This window comes from Leisingera aquaemixtae, from assembly GCF_019801145.1.
Taxonomy (GTDB): domain Bacteria; phylum Pseudomonadota; class Alphaproteobacteria; order Rhodobacterales; family Rhodobacteraceae; genus Leisingera; species Leisingera aquaemixtae_A.
In genome coordinates, this window is record NZ_JAHVJQ010000006.1 from 243,317 (window position 1) to 260,162 (window position 16,846).

A 16,846-nucleotide genomic window follows, 5' to 3' on the forward strand; every position below is an offset into this window, starting at 1 on the left:
ATGGAGTTCCGCTGGCTCAAACAGGACAGTGCAGCCGAGGCCATCGTGGTCTTCGGCGGCTGGGCTGTGGGGCCGGAGGTGTTCTGGCACCTGGATGGCCCGCAGGACATCCTGTTTGCCAGTGATTACACGCGTCTGGACGCGGAGCTGCCGGATCTGTCCGGTTACGGGCGGGTCAGCCTGCTGGCCTGGTCGTTCGGCGTCGCCTCATATGCCCATTGGCAGCAGGGACGCCCCGACCCCTTTGCCCGCAAAGTGGCAGTAAACGGCAGCCTGCAGCCGGTGAACCGCAGCGCGGGCATTCCGCCCGCCGTGTTCCGCCGCACCGTGGAGACCCTGAGCCTGGAAAGCTATCAGCAGTTCCTGGCCCGCGTGTTCGGCGCCCCGCAAGAGGCCGAGGCGCTGGACGTGGAGGCGCGGCGGGCCGAGCTGCTGGCGGTTGAGCGCCGCGGAGACGCGCCGCAGATGCGGTTCAGCCGGGTCTGGATCAGCTCCGGCGACAAGATTTTTCCGCCCGCCAATCTGGCCCGCGCCTGGGCCGGGCAGAACGTGTCGCATCTGGATGCGCCGCATGCGCCGTTTGACCGGTTTGCCCAGTGGGAGGAGCTGTTCTGATGAAGGATATGCAGCCCCCGCATCTGGATCAGTCCCGCGTGCGCCAGAGTTTTCGGCGCGGGCTGGAGAGTTATCACGGCTCGGCCTCCGTGCAGGCGGATATTGCCGGCCAGCTGGCCGCGATGCTGCAGCAGCAAGGCGCGCCGCGGCGCTTCGCCAGCGTCCTGGAGTTCGGGTGCGGCACCGGCCATCTGACGCGGCAGCTGCTGCAGCGGTTCCAGGCGGACAGCCTGATCCTGAATGACCTGGTGCCGGAAGCCGCACAGGTGCTGCAGGCGCTGGATGGCACAGCCCCGGCGCAGGCCCGGTTCGCGGGCGGCCCGATCGAAATCCTGCCGCTGCCGCAAGAGCTGGATCTGATCGCCTCTGCCTCTACCGTGCAGTGGATCCCGGATTTGGCCGGCTTGGCCGCGCGGCTGGCAGCGCATCTGAAACCGGGCGGCTGGCTGGCGCTCTCAGGCTTCGGCCGCGGCCAGTTCCGCGAGCTTGCGGCGCTGGGTTCCGCCGCTGCGGCCCCCAGCTATCTGGACGCGGATGAATGGCCGGCGGTCCTGCCGCACGGCATGGAAATCCTTCAGATTACACAGCGCCCGGTGGTGCTGGAGTTCAGCTCTGCTATGCACTTGCTGAAGCACCTGCGCCAGACCGGTGTGAACGGCCATGCCCAGCAAAACTGGAGCCGCCGGCGTCTGCGGGAGTTCGAAGAGGCCTACCGCGCGCGTTTCGGCCGCAACGGCATTCTGCCGCTGACCTATGATCCTGTGCTGCTGGTGGCCCGCAAGGCCGCCTGAGCAAAGCCAGCGCGCTTTGCGCAAGTTTTAGGTTTTTTCCTGTCCGGCCGGGCTGCGGTTCCGGGGCGGCGTTAATCTTTGTCAACTCCCGCCTGCTATCCCGGGTCCCGGAGCTGCGCCGAGGCGCGGCGCGTGGGACGACTGGCAGTACGGGAGTTGCGCCAATGAAATTCAATGTTTTTGCCGCGGCATTGGCGGCGCTGGCGGTTTCGGGGGCCGCCGAAGCAGCTGATATGGGGGATGCCGGTACACCGATCCGTCTGTCGCTGAACAACTGGACGGGCCAACACCTGTCGACCTACATCGCCGGCGGCATGCTGGAGGAGGCGGGCTATACCGTCGAATATGTCGAGGCGGACCTGAACGACCTGTACGGTGAAATCGCCACCGGCGACGTGCATGCGATGGTGGAGATCTGGACCAGCAGCGACCCTGCAGAATATTTCGATCTGGTGGATGAAGGGCGGCTGGAAAACCTGGGCGACATGGGGCTGGACGCGCGCAACGGCGTGGTGTTTCCGCCTTACGTGGCGCAGATGTGCCCCGGCCTGCCCAACTGGGAGGCGCTGCGCGACTGCGCCGGCATTTTCTCAGAGGACGGCAAGGGCAAGCGCGGCATCTACCTGGCCTACCCGGAATCCTGGGGCTCGCCCGGCGCCGACCGGATCCGTGCGCTGGAGCTGCCGTTCGACGTGGTCGCGGCCGAGTCCGAGGCGGCGATGATCGAGGCCTTCCAGACGGCCTACCGCGAGAAGCGTCCGGTGATCTCCACCTTCTGGGCGCCGCACTGGGCAATGTCCTCTTATGCGCTGCAGTTCGTGCGCCTGCCCAAGCCGGAGCCCGCCTGTTACACTGATCCGTCCTGGGGGCCGAACCCCAAGGCCACCGGCGACTGCGATTTCTACCGCGGCGGCGTGGTCAAGGCGAGCTGGCCGGGGCTCAAGGACCGCTGGCCTGCCGCTTATGAAATCCTGAAGAACTACCAGCTGAGCATCTGGGATCAGCAGCCGCTGATCGGGCTGGTCGATGTCCGCGGCGAAACCCCGCGGGGCGCCGCCCGCGGCTGGCTGGCAGTGAACCGCGCCAAATGGATGCCGGTCGTCGAGGAGGCCACCGGCAAGGGCCGCTCCTGACCCCGGAAATCCGTGCAGTATTCCGAACCGGCGCCTCCGCAATGCGGGGGCGCTTTCTTATTCGCGGCAGGCGGCCTGCAGCTGCCGGCGCCGCCGCGCAGCCCCTGGCGGGGCGGGAGCGGGTGATTCCAGAACTTGTCTGTTTGCACAAAATCTTAAACCGTCAATCAAAATATTTCGCCTTTTGTGCCGCATTCACTCGACAAACTGTCGTAATATGTTCCAATACTTGCATTATCCCCGGCCACACTTGGGTCATGGGTGCCTGCCGCAAATAACAACACTGGCCGCAAGGCCGGGCAGGCGCCATGAACCGCCGGGTTCCAAAAGACGCGCCAGGCCGGAAAACAGGCCGCGCAAGCACAACGACAGGGAGTATTGAGATGAACTTCAAGGGATATGCGCTGGCGCTGGGCGCCGCAACAATGACGGTTGCCGCGGGCATCGCCTCCGCCGCCGAACTGGGCGACACCGGCAAGCCGATCAAGCTGGCGGTGAATGAATGGACCGGCCAGCATGTGACCACCCACATCGCAGGCGAGATGCTCAAGGCCGCGGGCTACGACGTTGAATATGTCTCTGCCGGGATGATGAACCAGTTCCAGGCAATTGCCGATGGCGACATCCACGCGACGCTGGAAATCTGGTCTTCCAACGTGTCCGACGAATACGCCAAGAAGGTCGAGGAAGGCACCGTCGTCGAGCTTGGCGATCTGGAGCTGAACGCCCGCGAAGGCATCGCCTATCCGGCGCATGTGGCCGAGATCTGCCCCGGCCTGCCGGCCTGGGAGGCGCTGAAGGACTGCGCCGCGCAATTCGCCACCGCCGAAACCCTGCCCGAAGGCCGCCTGGTTGATTATCCGGCCGACTGGGGCACCCCGGGCGCCGACCGCATGACCGGCCTGGCGCTGCCATTCAAGGCCGTGCCAGCGGGCTCTGAGGCAGCGCTGATCGTTGAGCTGCGCGCTGCGACCGAACGCAAGACGCCGCTGCTGATCACCTTCTGGCAGCCGCATTGGGCGATGTCGGCCTATGACGTGAAATTCGTCGACCTGCCGCCGGGCGAGGATGCCTGCTTCTCCGATCCCGCCTGGGGCCCGAACCCCGATGCGGTGAACGATTGCGACTTCTCTCCCTCGCGCATCTTCAAGGCCGCTTGGTCCGGCACCGCGGAAACCTGGCCTGCGGCGTTTGAGATCCTGTCAAACTACACCCTGGCTGTTGAGGACCAGCAGCCGATGATGGGCGCGATCGATGTGGACGGCGGCAAGGTCGAAGAGGTAGTTGCCGAATGGATGGCCGCCAACGAGGACAAGTGGCGCCCGGTTGTCGACGCCGCAATCAACTGAGCCCAGCCCAGTGAGCGGCTCAGAGACGCCTGCCATCACCTGCCGGAATGTCTGGCAGGTGTTTGGCAACAACGCAGACAGCGCCCTGAAAGAGGCGCTGTCGCGGCACGAAACACCCGAAGCGGCTGCCCAGGAACTGCGCGGCAAGGGGCTGATCCCGGCGGTGCAGGACGCCTCCTTTGACGTGAAGGAGGGGGAGCTGTTTGTGATCATGGGGCTGTCGGGTTCCGGCAAGTCGACCCTGATCCGCTGCATCTCGCACCTGCTGCACGCCACTGGCGGCGAAATCCGCATCGACGGCGAGAATATCGTCGAGGCCAGCCCCAAGCGGCTGATCGAGTTGCGCCGCAAGAAGCTGGGCATGGTGTTCCAGCACTTCGGCCTGTTCCCGCATATGACCGTGGCCGAAAACGTGGCCTACCCGCTGCGGGTGCAGGGCGTGAAGAAGAAACAGCGGCTGGCCAAGGCGCAGGAGGTGATCGAACTGGTCGGCCTCGGCGGGCGCGAAAAGAACTTCCCGCGTGAACTTTCAGGCGGCCAGCGTCAGCGCGTCGGCATCGCCCGCTCACTGGTGGCCGATTGCTCGGTCTGGTTCCTGGATGAGCCGTTCTCGGCGCTGGACCCGCTGATCCGGCGGCAGCTGCAGGATGAGTTCCTGGAGATCCAGGCCAAGCTCAGGACCACCATCGTATTCATCACCCATGACATCAACGAGGCGCTGAAACTGGCTGACCGCATCGCCATCATGCGCGATGGCAAGGTGGTGCAGATCGGCACGCCTGCTGACATCGTGCTGCGCCCGGTCGATGACTATGTGCGGGAGTTCTCCAAGGATGTGGCCAAGGGCCAGCACGCGCATGTGTCCTCGGTGATGCAGCCAGGCGAACACCATGTCTACGGCGCCGACGATCCCGGCCTGCGCCAGGACATGACGCTGGACGCAGCCCTTGCGCGCTGCATGGAGCTGTACGAGCCGGTGCCGGTCCGCACGGATGACGGCAAGCTGGTCGGCGTGGTGAACCCTGCAGACCTCGCTGCCGCGCTGCAGGTGGAGCAGGGCTGATGGCGTCTCTCTCAAAAGGCTCGATTGCGGCGCTGATCGCGGCCGTGGTGGGCGCCCTGTGCCTGCTGCTGGAAAGCAGCGCGCCGTGGCTTGTGAAATTCCCCGCCGCCTGGGTACTGCCCGCCACCGACTGGGTCGGGGCCGCCATGGAATGGTTCCTGGCGCTGATCAAACCCGCCGCGCGCAGTTTCTCGGCGCTGATGTTCTATCCGATGGAAGCGGCGAACTACGTGCTGAGCCACACGCCCTGGCCGCTGGTCATCTGCGCCACCACGGCGCTGGCCTGGACCCTGGGCGGCGTGCGGATGGCGCTGATGGCCGTTGTAGGTTTGGGCTTTGTGCTGGCGTCGGGGTACTGGCCCGAAAGCATGAACACCCTGGCGCTGGTTGCCGTCTCGGTCCCCTTGGCGCTGATCATCGGCGGCGGCATCGGCATCCTTGCCAATGAATATCCGCGTATTCGCCAGCCGGTGCAGGCGGTGCTCGACATCATGCAGACGGTGCCGACCTTTGCCTACTTGACGCCGTTGCTGGTGCTGTTCGGCTTTGGCCCTGTGGTGGGCCTCATCGCTTCCGCCATCTACGCGGCGCCGCCGATGGCGCGCAACGTGCTGTTGGGTCTCGAACGGGTGGAGCCGGAAATCAAGGAAGCTGCCATTATGGCTGGCGGCACCCGCCTGCAGCAGCTGTTCCAGTGCGAGATCCCCTCCGCCGGGCAGCAGATCATGGTGGGCGTCAACCAATGCCTGATGGCGGCGCTGTCGATGGTGATCATTGCCGCCGTTATCGGCGGCTTTGACGACATTGGCTGGGAGGTCCTCCTGACCATGCGCAAGGCCCAGTTCGGCCAGAGCCTTCTGGCGGGCCTGGTGATCGTGATCTTCGCGATCCTGATCGACCGGATGAGCGGCACGCTGACCCAGGACCGGCGCGACAAACACGATGTGCGCGTTGCCTGGGGCATCCTGGCGCTGGGCGTCCTGGTCAGCGCGGCCTTCTGGGGCAGCGTTCAGCAACCTGGCAACTACGGCTTGTTCAACCCGGTGGCGGATAGTGTCGACCGCGGCCTCTCGTCCTTTACCAGCGCCAATGCAGAGTTCCTGACCGCGCTCAAGAACAACGTGCTGTTCTATGTGCTGCTGCCGATGCGGATCGGGCTGGATCAGGCGGTTCTGCCCTTCACCTGGGGCTTTTCCTGGACTCCGATGATGAGCCTGGGGCTGTTCGCCGCGGGCGCCGCTGCCGGAGTTGTTTTTGCCTTGCGCGGCCAGATGGCGCTGGGGGTGATGCTGCTGATTGCCGCCGGCATGCTCGAGACAGGCATCTCCCAGCTGCCCTGGCCCTTTGTGCTTGTAGGGGCGGGCGCGCTGGCCTGGGTCGCAGGCGGGCGCGGGCTGGCCATCCTGACGGTGGTGCTCTTGGGCACCATCCTGCTCTCCGGCCTGTGGGAGCGGGCGCTCCTGTCGCTCTATCTGTCCGGTGCAGCGGTCTTTGCCTGTGCGGTGATGGGCGGGGCCATCGGCCTGGCCTCCGCCGTGTCGCCCGGTGTCTGGCGCGTGGTGCGTCCGATCTGCGACATGCTGCAGACCATTCCGCTGTTCGTGTTCCTGATCCCGGTGCTGATGGTGTTCCAGATCGGCGAGTTCTCCGCCTTCCTGGCGATCATCGCCTATGCCATCGTGCCGATGATCCGCTACACGCGGCACGGGCTGGTCTCGACGCCGGAGGAGATGATCGAGGCCGCGACCGCCTCCGGCGCCACCAAGTGGCAGATGCTCAAGGACATCCGCGCGCCTTATGCGGCGCCGTCGATCCTGCTGGGGCTCAATCAGACCATTCTCTATGCCTTTGCGATGCTGGTCATTGCGGCGCTGATCGGCACCACCGGCCTTGGCCAGTCGATCTATCTGGCGCTGGGGCAGGCGGATGTGGGGCTGGGCATCTCGGCTGGCGCGGCGATGGCGATCCTTGCCCTGATCGCCGACCGCATGGTGCAAGGTTTTGCAGAGGAGCGGCGCAAGGCCCTGGGTTTGTGAACCTCTGGCATAACAATGAAAAGGGCGCCCGCGCGGCGCCCTTTTTTGATTTGGGGCAACGTTATACACTGCCCGCCCGCCTATAGCTGCACAGAAGACTGATCTATGACCGGAGAGACCCCGATGGGCTGGCTTGAATTCACCGCTGCGCTGCTCTTGTTCCTGGCCAGCCACGCCATCCCTGTGCGCCCGCCGGTGCGGCCCTGGCTGGTCAGCCGCCTGGGCCTGCGCGGCTATATCATCGCCTACAGCCTGCTGTCGCTGGCTATCCTGGCCTGGCTGGTCGTGGCCGCCGCCCGCGCGCCTTATGTCGGCGTGCTGCCCTATTGGGAGGGCTTCCGCTGGGTGCCGCTGCTGGTGATGCCGCTGGCCTGCCTGCTGGCGGTGGCGGGCATGATGCGGCAGAATCCGTTCAGCTTTGGCGGCCTGGGGTTGCGTGCCTTTGATCCGGCGGACCCCGGCATCCTGGCTGTCAGCCGCCACCCGCTGCTGGCGGCGATGGCGCTCTGGGCCGGGGCGCATCTGCTGGCAAACGGCGACCTGGCGCATGTGATTCTGTTCGGCCTCTTTGCGGGCTTTGCCTGGATGGGCATGGCGCTGATCGACAAGCGCAAGCAGCGCCAGATGGGGCAGGGCGAATGGCGCCGCCTCAGCCGCAACACCGCGCGGCTGAACCTTGCCCGGCTGCGGCCCTCGGGCAGCGAGGCCGCGCTGGCCGCGGCAGTGTTCCTGGCTCTTCTGCTTCTGCACGCCCCCGTCATCGGCTACCAACCGCTGCCCTGGTAGGGGTTGACCCCGGCGCCCGCATGACCACCTATGAAACGACACGAGACTGGAGAATACAACCGATGCACCTGGCCTATGTGATGACCGAAGAACGCGGTGCCACTGACCGTTTGCTGAGCGAACTGGCCGAACGGCTGCAGGCCAAAGGCATCCGCCTGGCCGGCATCGTGCAGACCAATGTGGAATGCTACGACAAGGAGCTATGCGACATGGATGTGCGGGTGCTGCCGGACGGCGAGACCATCCGCATTTCGCAATCCCTGGGCGCCGGCGCCCGCGGCTGCCGCCTGAACCCGGAGGCGCTGGAACAGGCGGTCGGGCAGGTCTCTGCCACCCTGCAGTCGGACCCGGCGCCGCAGCTGATGATCGTCAACAAATTCGGCAAGCACGAGGCCGAGGGGCGCGGCATGCGGCCCATCATCGGCGAGGCGCTGGCGCTGGGCATCCCGGTGATTTCCGGCGTCAACAAGATGAACGTGGAGCCGTTCCAGGCCTTTGCCGACGGCATGGCTGTTGCGGCGGGCCCTGATCTGGATGCGCTGGCCGAATGGGCGGAGCAGGCCGTGGCCGAGACTGCCTGACCAAAACTTTGCCGTTTGAAATCAAAGGAAAGGCCCGCGAAGTTCACGCGGGCTTTTTTTGCCGTGCTGCGCAGCGCGCGGCTTGTCCAGCCTGCTGCTGAACCACCTTCGTCTAGTCTGAAAAAAAGAGAAGATGGTGGGCGACCCTGGAATCGAACCAGGCGTGCGTCTCCGCGAGGGAGTTACAGTCCCCTGCCACACCTTGCGGCCTGTCGCCCACTGTCAGTTGCTTGTTGCACCTGATGTGGAGGCGTGATTACAAGCAGGCCAAACGGGCGTCAACCGGAAAAACGCAAGTTTTTCGCACGCCCCGCAAATTCTTTCTGCCGGAGAGCAAAATGTCCAAGAAACCCAAATGGGTCGTCGAAAAAGAACAGGCCAAACGGGCCGCCGCAGCGGAAACCGTATGGCTGTTCGGGCTGCATGCGGTGCGCGATGCGCTGCTCAATCCCAAGCGCGAAAAACTGCGCCTGATGGTGACCATGAACGCGCAGGCGAAGCTGGCGGATGCCATTGCAGAGTCTGGTATCGAGGCAGAGGTCATCGACCCGCGCAAGTTCAACCCGCCGATCGACCCGCAGTCGGTGCACCAGGGCGCGGCGCTGGAGGTGAAGCCGCTGAACTGGGGCGGGCTGGCCGAAAACTGCATCGGGGCTGAGGCGCCGCGGGTGCTGTTGCTGGACCGGGTCACCGACCCGCATAATGTCGGCGCGATCCTGCGCTCAGCCGAGGTGCTGGGCGCCAGCGCGGTGATCGGCACCCGCCACCACTCGGCACCTGAAACCGGGGCGCTGGCCAAGACCGCCAGCGGCGCACTGGAGCGCCAGCCTTATCTGCGGATGCGCAACCTGGCCGACACCATCACTGAACTGCAGGGCATGGGTTTTACCGTGCTGGGCCTGGATGGCGAGGCCGATCAGACCATCGAAACCGCGCTGGAGGGCAAGCAGCACCTGCCGGTGGCGCTGGTGCTGGGGGCCGAGGGGCCCGGCCTGCGCCAGAAGACCAAGGAAACCGTGGACGCGCTGGTCAAGATCGACGCCGCGGGCGGTTTCGGCTCGCTCAATGTCTCCAACGCAGCCGCCATCGCGCTTTATGCCTCGATAGCGCGCTAGGCGCCTGCACGAACTGTCACAGCGCGATCACATCTGCGTATGCTCTCTTTGCAAGCCCAACCCGGTGCGGCAGAGTCGGAAGCCTGTTACGAGACTGAAAAGGAGAGCATCTTGGCCTTGCGTCTGGTCCTGATGTCAGTTGCGGTTTTCTTCCTGTCCCTGGCTGGTGCGGCCAGGGCAGACATGGCTGTTTTCTCCTCCCAGGGCGGTGTTGCAATCGGCGGCTATGATGCGGTCGCCTTTTTTGAGCACGGCGCGGCAGAACAGGGGCGGCGCAGCCATGCGGTGATGTGGAAGGGGGTCGTGTGGCGCTTTGCCTCCGCCGGCAACCAGGCCCGGTTCGAGTCGAACCCGCGGGCCTATGCCCCGGCCTTTGGCGGCTATTGCGCCTATGCGATGTCGCAGGGACAGGTCCATTCCGGCGATCCCAGGATCTGGGCCATCGTGGACGGCGAACTGTTTCTGCTGAACAACCGCAGGGTTCACCAGCTGTGGCAGGCGGACAAGGTGCAGATGATCGCGGATGGGCATTCGCATTGGCCGGCAGTCCTGCGCAGATAGCTTGTCACCTCACAAATTCGCGATTACCCCTTTTTTTTCTCAGACTGTGACCCATATTCAATACAGACTGCGGAGTGGAACCACCGCAGATCTTTTTCACTGTCCCTCGTTCCATACCTTGCGCCCGGTTCGTCCGGGCGCATTTTTATTTGCGGGCAGCGAATCCCGCTTTGCCGCGGCCGGCGCCGCGGCTAGGGTGCGGGCATGACAGACTACAGCGATGAGCATCTGAAGAAAGTCTTGCAAAGGGCCAAGACCGTAGCGGTGGTGGGCGTGTCGATGAACCCAGTGCGCCCCAGCTACTATGTGGCGCGCTATCTGGGCCTCAAGGGGTTCCGGGTGATTCCGGTGAACCCGGGCCATGCCGGCAAGACTCTGTTCGGTGAAACCGTGCGGGCCAGCCTGTCGGAGATTGATCTGCCGGTGGATATGGTCGACATCTTCCGCCGCTCAGAGGCGGTTCCGCCGGTCGTGGACGAGGCGCTGGAGGCGTTTCCCAAGCTGCAGACCATCTGGATGCAGATCGGGGTGGAGCACGCTGAGGCGGCTGCCAAGGCCGAGGCGCGCGGGGTGACGGTGATCCAGAACCGCTGCCCCAAGATCGAATACCAGCGCCTGTTCGGCGAGCTGCGCATGGGCGGCTTTGCCACCGGAATCATATCCTCGAAACTCTGACAGCCGGCGCGGGGCAGGGCGCTCCCGCCCGCAGCCGCCGTCCTGCCGGACGGCATGCACGCTTGGGCCGGGCGCCGCTGCGCGGCGCAAGGGAATTTCTGAGAAGCCATTGAGGGGCAAAGGTGCCCTCAATGGCCGAGCCGATTGTGTTTTTCTTGGCGCGTCAAGGACAAGCCGCGCGTGCCGCGCGGAGGCTGCGCCTCCCTTGACCCGCCGCAAACGGGCCGGCCGAGCGCTGGGTTCAGCCCTTGGGCCGGCTGGCCTTCTCGGCAATGCCGCTGAGGCCCTGGCGTTCTGCAAGCACCTGCAGCACATCATCCAGCGCCACATCGCGGGCCGCCAGCATCACCAGGAAATGATAGAGCACATCGGCGCCTTCGGAGGCGAGCCCTGCCTTGTTATCTTTCACCGCTTCGATGATCGCCTCAATGGCTTCCTCGCCGAATTTCTCGGCGCATTTCTCCGGCCCCTTGGCGAGCAGCTTGGCGGTCCAGCTGGTCTCCGGATCGGCCCCTTTGCGCGCCAGTATGGTGGCTTCGAGATCGTGCAGCAGGCTCATCACATGCCCCTTCAGTTCAGCCGCATCGGAATGCCGGCGGCAGCCATGTGTTCCTTGGCTTCCTGGATCGTGTATTCGCCGAAGTGGAAGATCGAGGCCGCCAGCACCGCGCTGGCGCCGCCCTTGGTCACGCCTTCCACCAGGTGATCCAGGTTGCCGACGCCGCCCGAGGCGATCACCGGCACGTCCACCGCATCGGAAATCGCCTTGGTCAGCGGCAGGTTAAAGCCGGATTTGGTGCCGTCCCGGTCCATCGAGGTGAGCAGGATTTCCCCGGCGCCCTTGGCCACCACGGTCCGTGCGAATTCCACCGCGTCAATTCCGGTCGGCTTGCGGCCGCCATGGGTGAAAATCTCCCAGCGGCCCGGCTCCACCGTCTTGGCGTCAATGGCGCAGACGATGCACTGGCTGCCGAACTGATCCGCGGCTTCGGCGATCACATCCGGATTTGCCACCGCGGCTGAGTTGAAGGAGACCTTGTCGGCGCCTGCCAGCAGCAGCGCCCGCACGTCATCCTTGGTCCGCACCCCGCCGCCCACGGTCAGCGGCACAAAACATTGCTCGGCGGTGCGCTGGACCATGTCGAACATGGTGCCGCGGTTTTCATGGGTCGCGTGAATGTCGAGAAAGCAGATCTCATCCGCGCCGGCCGCATCATAGGCCTTGGCGCATTCCACCGGATCGCCCGCATCGCGCAGGCCGACAAAGTTGACACCCTTGACCACGCGCCCGTCAGCGACGTCGAGACAGGGAATGATACGGGTTTTCAGCATGGATCGTGCCTTTCAAGCTGCTTGCCCCGTGGGTACGCAAAGCCTGCGGCAAGCGCAACAGATATGGCAGATGCTGCGCGTTTTGGTCCGGCCCTCTTGCGCGGTCCGCACGGAACCGCCGGAACCGGGTGGTCTCGCAGAAGTGAATTGCCCCTGCGGGATGACAGCCCCGATGATGTGCAGATGTCCCTGATTTCCGGAGTATCCGTTATGAAAAAATCTCTTCCCCTCGCAGGCGCCATCGCGATTGCCTCCGCACTTCCTGCCGCCGCAGAACTGGTGACGGTCCCAAGCCAGAAGCCCGTCGGCGAAACCATGGACGCGCTGCAGGCCGCGGTGGAGGGCGCGGGCGCCACTGTCTTTGCCCGGGTGGATCACGCCGCAGGTGCGCAGGCGGCGGGGATGGAGCTGGCGGGATCGCAGCTCCTGATCTTCGGCAACCCCAAGCTCGGCACCCCGGCGATGCAGGCGGATATGCGGGCAGGGCTCTATCTGCCGCTCAAGGTGCTGGCTTACCAGGATGCGGATGGCCAGGTCTGGCTGACCTATCAGGATCCGGCAGAAATGCTCTCAGGCCTCGAAATCCCCGCTGATGCAGAATTCGTTGCCAAGATGCAGGGCGCCTTGGGCAAGCTGACCGCAAAAGCGGCGGAATAGGCTCAGCGCCGGGACGCCAGATAGCGCGAGACCGCAATGGCGATGCCCCACAGCAGCCCGGCCCCAAGCGAAACCGGGCCAAAGATCAGCGGCCCCCAGGCGGCAAAGACCCCCATGGAATAGGCGGTCTCTCCAATGTCGCGGCCCAGCACCACGCAGGGGTTGGCGAACCCCTCGTGGATTTCGCAATCAAAGCCGAACCCCAGCAGCATCACAAACGCGATGCACAACAGCCAAAGCACGATTGGCCCTATGGTCAGGACGGCAAGGATGCGGCGGACAAGGCGCATGCGGTTTCCTTTCGCCGGGGCTCACCGGGCAGGCGTCAGGCTTTCAGAACCGCCAGCGCCTCTTTCAGGTCAATGGCGCCATCATACAGCGCCCGGCCCGAAATCGCACCGTTCAGCGGTGCGCCGCAGGATTTGAGCGCCCGCAGATCGTTCAGCGAGGAGACGCCGCCGGAGGCAATCACCGGGATGCTGACCGCATTGGCCAAGTCGGCGGTGGCCTCGACATTCGGGCCCTTCATCGCGCCGTCGCGCAGGATGTCGGTATAGATGATCGCGGCCACGCCGGCGTCCTCGAACGACTTGGCGAGGTCGGTGACCATCACGTCGGTTTCCTCGGCCCAGCCCTTGGTTGCGACCTTGCCGTTGCGGGCGTCGATGCCGACCGCGACCTTGCCGGGGAATTCCCGCGCCGCCTCGCGCACCAGGTCCGGGTTCTCCACCGCCACGGTGCCCAGGATCACCCGCGCCAGGCCCTTGCTGATCCAGCGCTCAATGGTAGCCATGTCGCGGATGCCGCCGCCCAGCTGCGCGGGCACCTTGGTCTGCTTCAGGATCTCCTCCACCGGCGCCGCATTCACCGGCTCGCCGGCAAAGGCGCCGTTGAGGTCCACCAGATGCAGCCACTCGCAGCCCGCCTCGACAAACTCCAGCGCCTGCGCGGCGGGGTTGTCATTGAACACTGTGGTCTTGTCCATCTCGCCATGCAGCAGGCGCACGGCCTGGCCGTCTTTGAGGTCAATCGCGGGGTAGAGGATCATCCGGGCGGTCCTTCGTGAAATCAAGCTGGCGGTGTTTTGCACAAGCGCGGTCTGAAATGCAACGCGACCCGAAGTCAACCTTGCCTCAAAGACCGCATCAGGGACAGGCTGCCTGAAAAACAGGGAGGAAATGGAATGAAACATCTACTGGCAGGCATTGCTGTTGCCTTGGGGCTGGCAGGCGCCGCGGCGGCGGACCCGGTGCTTGGCGTCTGGAAGACCCAGCCCGACGACGGCTCCTATGCCCACATCCAGATGGCTCAATGCGGTGCCGCGGTCTGCGGCAAGATCGCCCGCACCTTCAACAGCGAAGGCGAGTACAAGTCCCCCAACATCGGCAAGACGCTGGTGATCGACATGGTTCCGAACGGCGACGGCTCATATGAGGGCAAGGTCTGGCGGCCGTCCAACGACAAGATCTACACCGGCAAGATGGATCTGGCGGGCAGCTCCCTGGCCTTGCGGGGCTGCGTCGCGGGCGGGCTGATCTGCTCCAAACAGACCTGGACCCGCGTCCAGTAACCGCCTCGGGGGCTGCCGCTACAGCAGCCCCAGCTGCACCGGGATCGGCGCATAGCCGCGTTTCAGCTGCCGGTCCCGGAACCCTTCAAAGATTGCCAGCGCCTCGTCGTGCGCCGCAAAATAGGTCCGCTTCTGCGCGCCGCCGGGCGCGTTCAGCGGACCGGACACACGCTCAACACACCAGTCGCCGAACAGCGTCGGCGTCAGGCTCAGCTGGCAATAGCGGTGCTTGCCTTCGGCGTGGTCGTATTTCTCGAAACGGATGTGCAAGGGAGGGGCTGCCGCAGTGACAAAAGGTCCGCTCCGTATGCCTCGAAGCGGACCCCTTGTCTATTGCTCAAACCGGCGAAGTGCACCGGCCCCCGCGGCAGCTGTGACGCTTACACATCACCCGTGTATTCGCCGCGCGCCGGGTAGTTGTTGGGAATGGCAAAATCCAGCGCCGCCACCAGCTCGGCGAAATGCGGGCGCACAAACGGCATGGTCTGCACCGAGCCGTAATACAGCGTCTGCTCCGGCGTCACCAGGAACAGGCCGGGTTCCGAAAACAGCGCCGGCTCTTCAATCCCGATCGAGGTCTTGCCGCGCGAAGTAGAGATATACAGCCCCCATTCCTTGGCCACAGACAGCGGCAGGCCGTACCCGAACCGCAGTTCCTTGGCTTCGATCTTGTCGGCCATTGCACGTGTGCGGTCCTCGCCGTCAGAGCTGATGGCGATGCAGTTGACGCCGCGCTCGGCAAAGGCTGCGACCTTCTTCTCGAATTCCTTCAGATAGGTGGCGCAGATCGGGCAGTGCAGACCGCGGTAGAAGCAGATCACGGTGCCGCGCTCGGCCGTTTCCGAGGACAGGTCAAACTGCCCGTGGTCCAGTGTCGGCAGGGTCAGGTCCGGGGTCTTCTGGCGGGGGATCAGCATTCAATTGGTCCTCGTGAGTGGTGGGTAAGTTGTGTGAGCGGTGGTGCTTGCCTCAATGTATCGCGCAGTTTACTGTCGTATAAATCCGAAAAACCTGATGGAAACACCGAAAACATGGACCGCCTCACGACTTTAATGGATCGATTCCAGCTCGCCGTGCGGGCCGCTGACCCGGGCGAGGCCAACCTTCTCTCTCTGGCGGACGCGGCAGGGGAGCCGGTGCGGATCCTCTACAGCACCCGCGGACCGTTGGCGGATCCGGCTCCGGGCGCGGTCATGTGGGCAGCGCGGGTGGAATGGTCGGGGCAAAGCAACCCGTTCCTGGCCGCCCTGCCGCCGGTGGTGGAGTATGACGTTTCAGGCAATGCCGAGGCGCAGGGGCTGGTCAGGCTGATGCGGGACGAGGCAGAGGGCCAGCACTGCGGCGCGCAATCGGTGATCAACCGGCTGGGCGAGGTGCTGATGGTGCGCCTGTTGCGCAACCAGATCCGGAAAGGCGCGACAGAGCCGGGGCTGCTGGCGGGCCTCGCCGACCCGCGCCTCAGCCGGGCCATCGTGGCGATGCATGACCATCCGGGCCGCCTTTGGACCAATGCCGACCTGGCGCAGGAGGCGGGCCTGTCGCTGTCGCGCTTTGCGGAACTCTTTGCGGCAGAGGTCGGCGAAACCCCGATCGGCTACCTGCGCCGCTGGCGGCTGATTCTGGCGCATCAGGACCTCGCACGCGGCGACCGGGTGGAGGCAGTGGCACGCCGATATGCCTACACCAGTCCCGAGGGCTTCACCCGCGCCTTCCGAAAAGCCTATGGCGTCGCACCGGTTTCGCTGCGCACCGCTGCTGCTTGAACGCTGCAGCTTTCATCTTTCCCAAAGTACTCCCGCCGGAGGCCACGGCGCGCCAGCGCCGTCCCCTTACGGTTTCCAGGTCAGGAAGTTCCCGATCATCCGCAAGCCAGTGGCCTGGCTTTTCTCCGGGTGGAACTGCATGCCCACCATCGTGTCCCGGCCGATGACCGCGGTCACATCGCCGGCATAATCCACATGCGCCAGCCGCTCCGCCGGATTCGCTACCCGGAAATGGTAGGAATGCACGAAATACACGTGATCGCCGCTCTGGATGCCGTCAAACACCGGGTGCGCGTGGTCGATCACCAGATCGTTCCAGCCCATATGCGGCACCTTAAGGGAGGCATCCGCGGGCGTGATCTTCACCACATCGCCGCCGACCCAGCCTAGGCCCGGTGTCTCCTCATACTCATGCCCGGTGGTCGCCATCAGCTGCATGCCGACGCAGATGCCGAGGAACGGACGGCCCTTCTGCTCCACCGCCTCGACCATGGCGTCATAGATGCCCTTGTGGCCGCGCAGTTCAGCCGCGCAGGCGGGGAAGGCGCCGTCGCCGGGCAGCACCAGCCGGTCGGCCCGCGCGACCACTTCGGCGTCAGAGGTCACCACGACCTCGCCCGCATCCATTTCCCGCGCCATGCGCTGAAACGCCTTTTCGGCGGAGTGCAGGTTGCCGGACTCATAGTCGATGATGGCGGTGAGCATGGGAATTCCCCTTTGGTTTCTGCGAGGGGCCAGTGATGGCCCGGCTGCAAGCCGGGCAGCGCCCGTCCGCCCCCATGGGCGGGCGCTTTGCTTCCGCCCGCGGTCGGGCGCCGC

21 protein-coding genes and 1 tRNA gene are annotated in these 16,846 nt (G+C 65.0%); 14 read left to right on the forward strand and 8 right to left on the reverse strand.

Annotation, left to right across the window (positions count from 1 at the left end):
* The 8 genes from KUW17_RS16230 to KUW17_RS16265 all read left to right on the forward strand — a co-directional run bounded on the left by KUW17_RS16230 (position 1) and on the right by KUW17_RS16265 (position 8,354).
* Complete coding sequence (locus tag KUW17_RS16230; protein ID WP_222480995.1) at positions 1-615, forward strand: pimeloyl-ACP methyl esterase BioG family protein; 615 nt, start codon at positions 1-3, stop codon at positions 613-615.
* Complete coding sequence (gene bioC, locus KUW17_RS16235) at positions 615-1,406, forward strand: malonyl-ACP O-methyltransferase BioC (RefSeq protein ID WP_222480997.1); 792 nt, start codon at positions 615-617, stop codon at positions 1,404-1,406. The genes KUW17_RS16230 and bioC overlap by 1 nt, the downstream gene beginning before the upstream one ends.
* 164 nt (positions 1,407-1,570) lie before the next feature.
* Positions 1,571-2,539, forward strand: a complete 969-nt coding sequence (locus KUW17_RS16240) for an ABC transporter substrate-binding protein (RefSeq protein ID WP_222480999.1) — start codon at positions 1,571-1,573, stop codon at positions 2,537-2,539.
* Positions 2,540-2,922: 383 nt separating this feature from the next.
* Complete coding sequence (locus KUW17_RS16245; protein ID WP_222481001.1) at positions 2,923-3,888, forward strand: ABC transporter substrate-binding protein; 966 nt, start codon at positions 2,923-2,925, stop codon at positions 3,886-3,888.
* 10 nt (positions 3,889-3,898) lie between these two features.
* The gene (locus tag KUW17_RS16250; RefSeq protein ID WP_222481003.1) at positions 3,899-4,951 is read left to right on the forward strand and encodes a glycine betaine/L-proline ABC transporter ATP-binding protein; all 1,053 of its coding nucleotides are present in this window, start codon (positions 3,899-3,901) and stop codon (positions 4,949-4,951) included.
* The gene (locus tag KUW17_RS16255) at positions 4,951-6,987 is read left to right on the forward strand and encodes an ABC transporter permease (protein WP_222481006.1); all 2,037 of its coding nucleotides are present in this window, start codon (positions 4,951-4,953) and stop codon (positions 6,985-6,987) included. The genes KUW17_RS16250 and KUW17_RS16255 overlap by 1 nt, the downstream gene beginning before the upstream one ends.
* A 123-nt stretch (positions 6,988-7,110) precedes the next feature.
* A complete protein-coding gene (locus tag KUW17_RS16260) occupies positions 7,111-7,773 on the forward strand; it encodes an NnrU family protein (RefSeq protein WP_222481173.1) in 663 nt (220 codons plus the stop codon).
* Between the two features lie 62 nt (positions 7,774-7,835).
* The gene (locus KUW17_RS16265) at positions 7,836-8,354 is read left to right on the forward strand and encodes a DUF2478 domain-containing protein (protein WP_222481175.1); all 519 of its coding nucleotides are present in this window, start codon (positions 7,836-7,838) and stop codon (positions 8,352-8,354) included.
* Positions 8,355-8,488: 134 nt separating this feature from the next.
* Here the strand turns inward: KUW17_RS16265 and KUW17_RS16270 are convergent.
* A tRNA-Tyr gene (locus KUW17_RS16270) sits at positions 8,489-8,572 on the reverse strand.
* Positions 8,573-8,692: 120 nt separating this feature from the next.
* Here KUW17_RS16270 and rlmB point away from each other — a divergent pair.
* From rlmB to KUW17_RS16285, 3 genes are all read left to right on the forward strand, one after another.
* Positions 8,693-9,469 (forward strand): 23S rRNA (guanosine(2251)-2'-O)-methyltransferase RlmB, encoded by a 777-nt coding sequence (gene rlmB, locus KUW17_RS16275; RefSeq protein WP_222481008.1) that lies wholly within the window; start codon positions 8,693-8,695, stop codon positions 9,467-9,469.
* Positions 9,470-9,580: 111 nt separating this feature from the next.
* Positions 9,581-10,030 carry a YHS domain-containing (seleno)protein gene (locus tag KUW17_RS16280; protein WP_261397241.1) on the forward strand — a complete coding sequence of 150 codons (450 nt, stop codon included), beginning with the start codon at positions 9,581-9,583 and terminating at the stop codon, positions 10,028-10,030.
* A gap of 204 nt (positions 10,031-10,234) precedes the next feature.
* On the forward strand, positions 10,235-10,705 hold the full coding sequence (locus tag KUW17_RS16285; protein WP_222481010.1) for a CoA-binding protein: 471 nt from the start codon (positions 10,235-10,237) through the stop codon (positions 10,703-10,705).
* Positions 10,706-10,946: 241 nt separating this feature from the next.
* Here the strand turns inward: KUW17_RS16285 and KUW17_RS16290 are convergent, their stop codons facing one another.
* A complete protein-coding gene (locus KUW17_RS16290) occupies positions 10,947-11,264 on the reverse strand; it encodes a phosphoribosyl-ATP diphosphatase (protein WP_222481012.1) in 318 nt (105 codons plus the stop codon).
* Positions 11,265-11,275: 11 nt separating this feature from the next.
* Positions 11,276-12,037 carry an imidazole glycerol phosphate synthase subunit HisF gene (gene hisF, locus KUW17_RS16295; RefSeq protein ID WP_222481014.1) on the reverse strand — a complete coding sequence of 254 codons (762 nt, stop codon included), beginning with the start codon at positions 12,035-12,037 and terminating at the stop codon, positions 11,276-11,278.
* Between the two features lie 210 nt (positions 12,038-12,247).
* Between hisF and KUW17_RS16300 the strand changes: the two genes are divergently transcribed.
* Positions 12,248-12,694, forward strand: a complete 447-nt coding sequence (locus KUW17_RS16300; RefSeq protein WP_222481016.1) for a DUF302 domain-containing protein — start codon at positions 12,248-12,250, stop codon at positions 12,692-12,694.
* A 2-nt stretch (positions 12,695-12,696) separates the two neighbouring features.
* Here KUW17_RS16300 and KUW17_RS16305 read toward each other — a convergent pair whose 3' ends face one another.
* Both KUW17_RS16305 and hisA read right to left on the reverse strand, forming a co-directional pair.
* Positions 12,697-12,984 (reverse strand): hypothetical protein, encoded by a 288-nt coding sequence (locus tag KUW17_RS16305; RefSeq protein WP_222481019.1) that lies wholly within the window; start codon positions 12,982-12,984, stop codon positions 12,697-12,699.
* Between the two features lie 35 nt (positions 12,985-13,019).
* Positions 13,020-13,742, reverse strand: a complete 723-nt coding sequence (gene hisA, locus KUW17_RS16310) for a 1-(5-phosphoribosyl)-5-[(5-phosphoribosylamino)methylideneamino]imidazole-4-carboxamide isomerase (RefSeq protein ID WP_222481021.1) — start codon at positions 13,740-13,742, stop codon at positions 13,020-13,022.
* A 135-nt stretch (positions 13,743-13,877) separates the two neighbouring features.
* Here hisA and KUW17_RS16315 point away from each other — a divergent pair, with 135 nt between their 5' ends.
* Entirely contained in the window at positions 13,878-14,264 is a 387-nt protein-coding gene (locus KUW17_RS16315) for a DUF2147 domain-containing protein (RefSeq protein ID WP_222481023.1), read from the forward strand.
* An 18-nt stretch (positions 14,265-14,282) separates the two neighbouring features.
* On the opposite strand, the gene KUW17_RS16320 is transcribed toward KUW17_RS16315, so the two are convergent.
* Entirely contained in the window at positions 14,283-14,534 is a 252-nt protein-coding gene (locus KUW17_RS16320; RefSeq protein ID WP_222481025.1) for a WGR domain-containing protein, read from the reverse strand.
* 110 nt (positions 14,535-14,644) lie between these two features.
* Complete coding sequence (locus KUW17_RS16325) at positions 14,645-15,181, reverse strand: peroxiredoxin-like family protein (protein WP_222481027.1); 537 nt, start codon at positions 15,179-15,181, stop codon at positions 14,645-14,647.
* Positions 15,182-15,295: 114 nt separating this feature from the next.
* Here KUW17_RS16325 and KUW17_RS16330 point away from each other — a divergent pair, with 114 nt between their 5' ends.
* Positions 15,296-16,027, forward strand: a complete 732-nt coding sequence (locus tag KUW17_RS16330; protein WP_222481029.1) for an AraC family transcriptional regulator — start codon at positions 15,296-15,298, stop codon at positions 16,025-16,027.
* Between the two features lie 66 nt (positions 16,028-16,093).
* Here the strand turns inward: KUW17_RS16330 and hisH are convergent, their stop codons facing one another.
* On the reverse strand, positions 16,094-16,732 hold the full coding sequence (hisH, locus tag KUW17_RS16335) for an imidazole glycerol phosphate synthase subunit HisH (protein WP_222481031.1): 639 nt from the start codon (positions 16,730-16,732) through the stop codon (positions 16,094-16,096).
* Between the last annotated feature and the right edge of the window lie 114 nt (positions 16,733-16,846).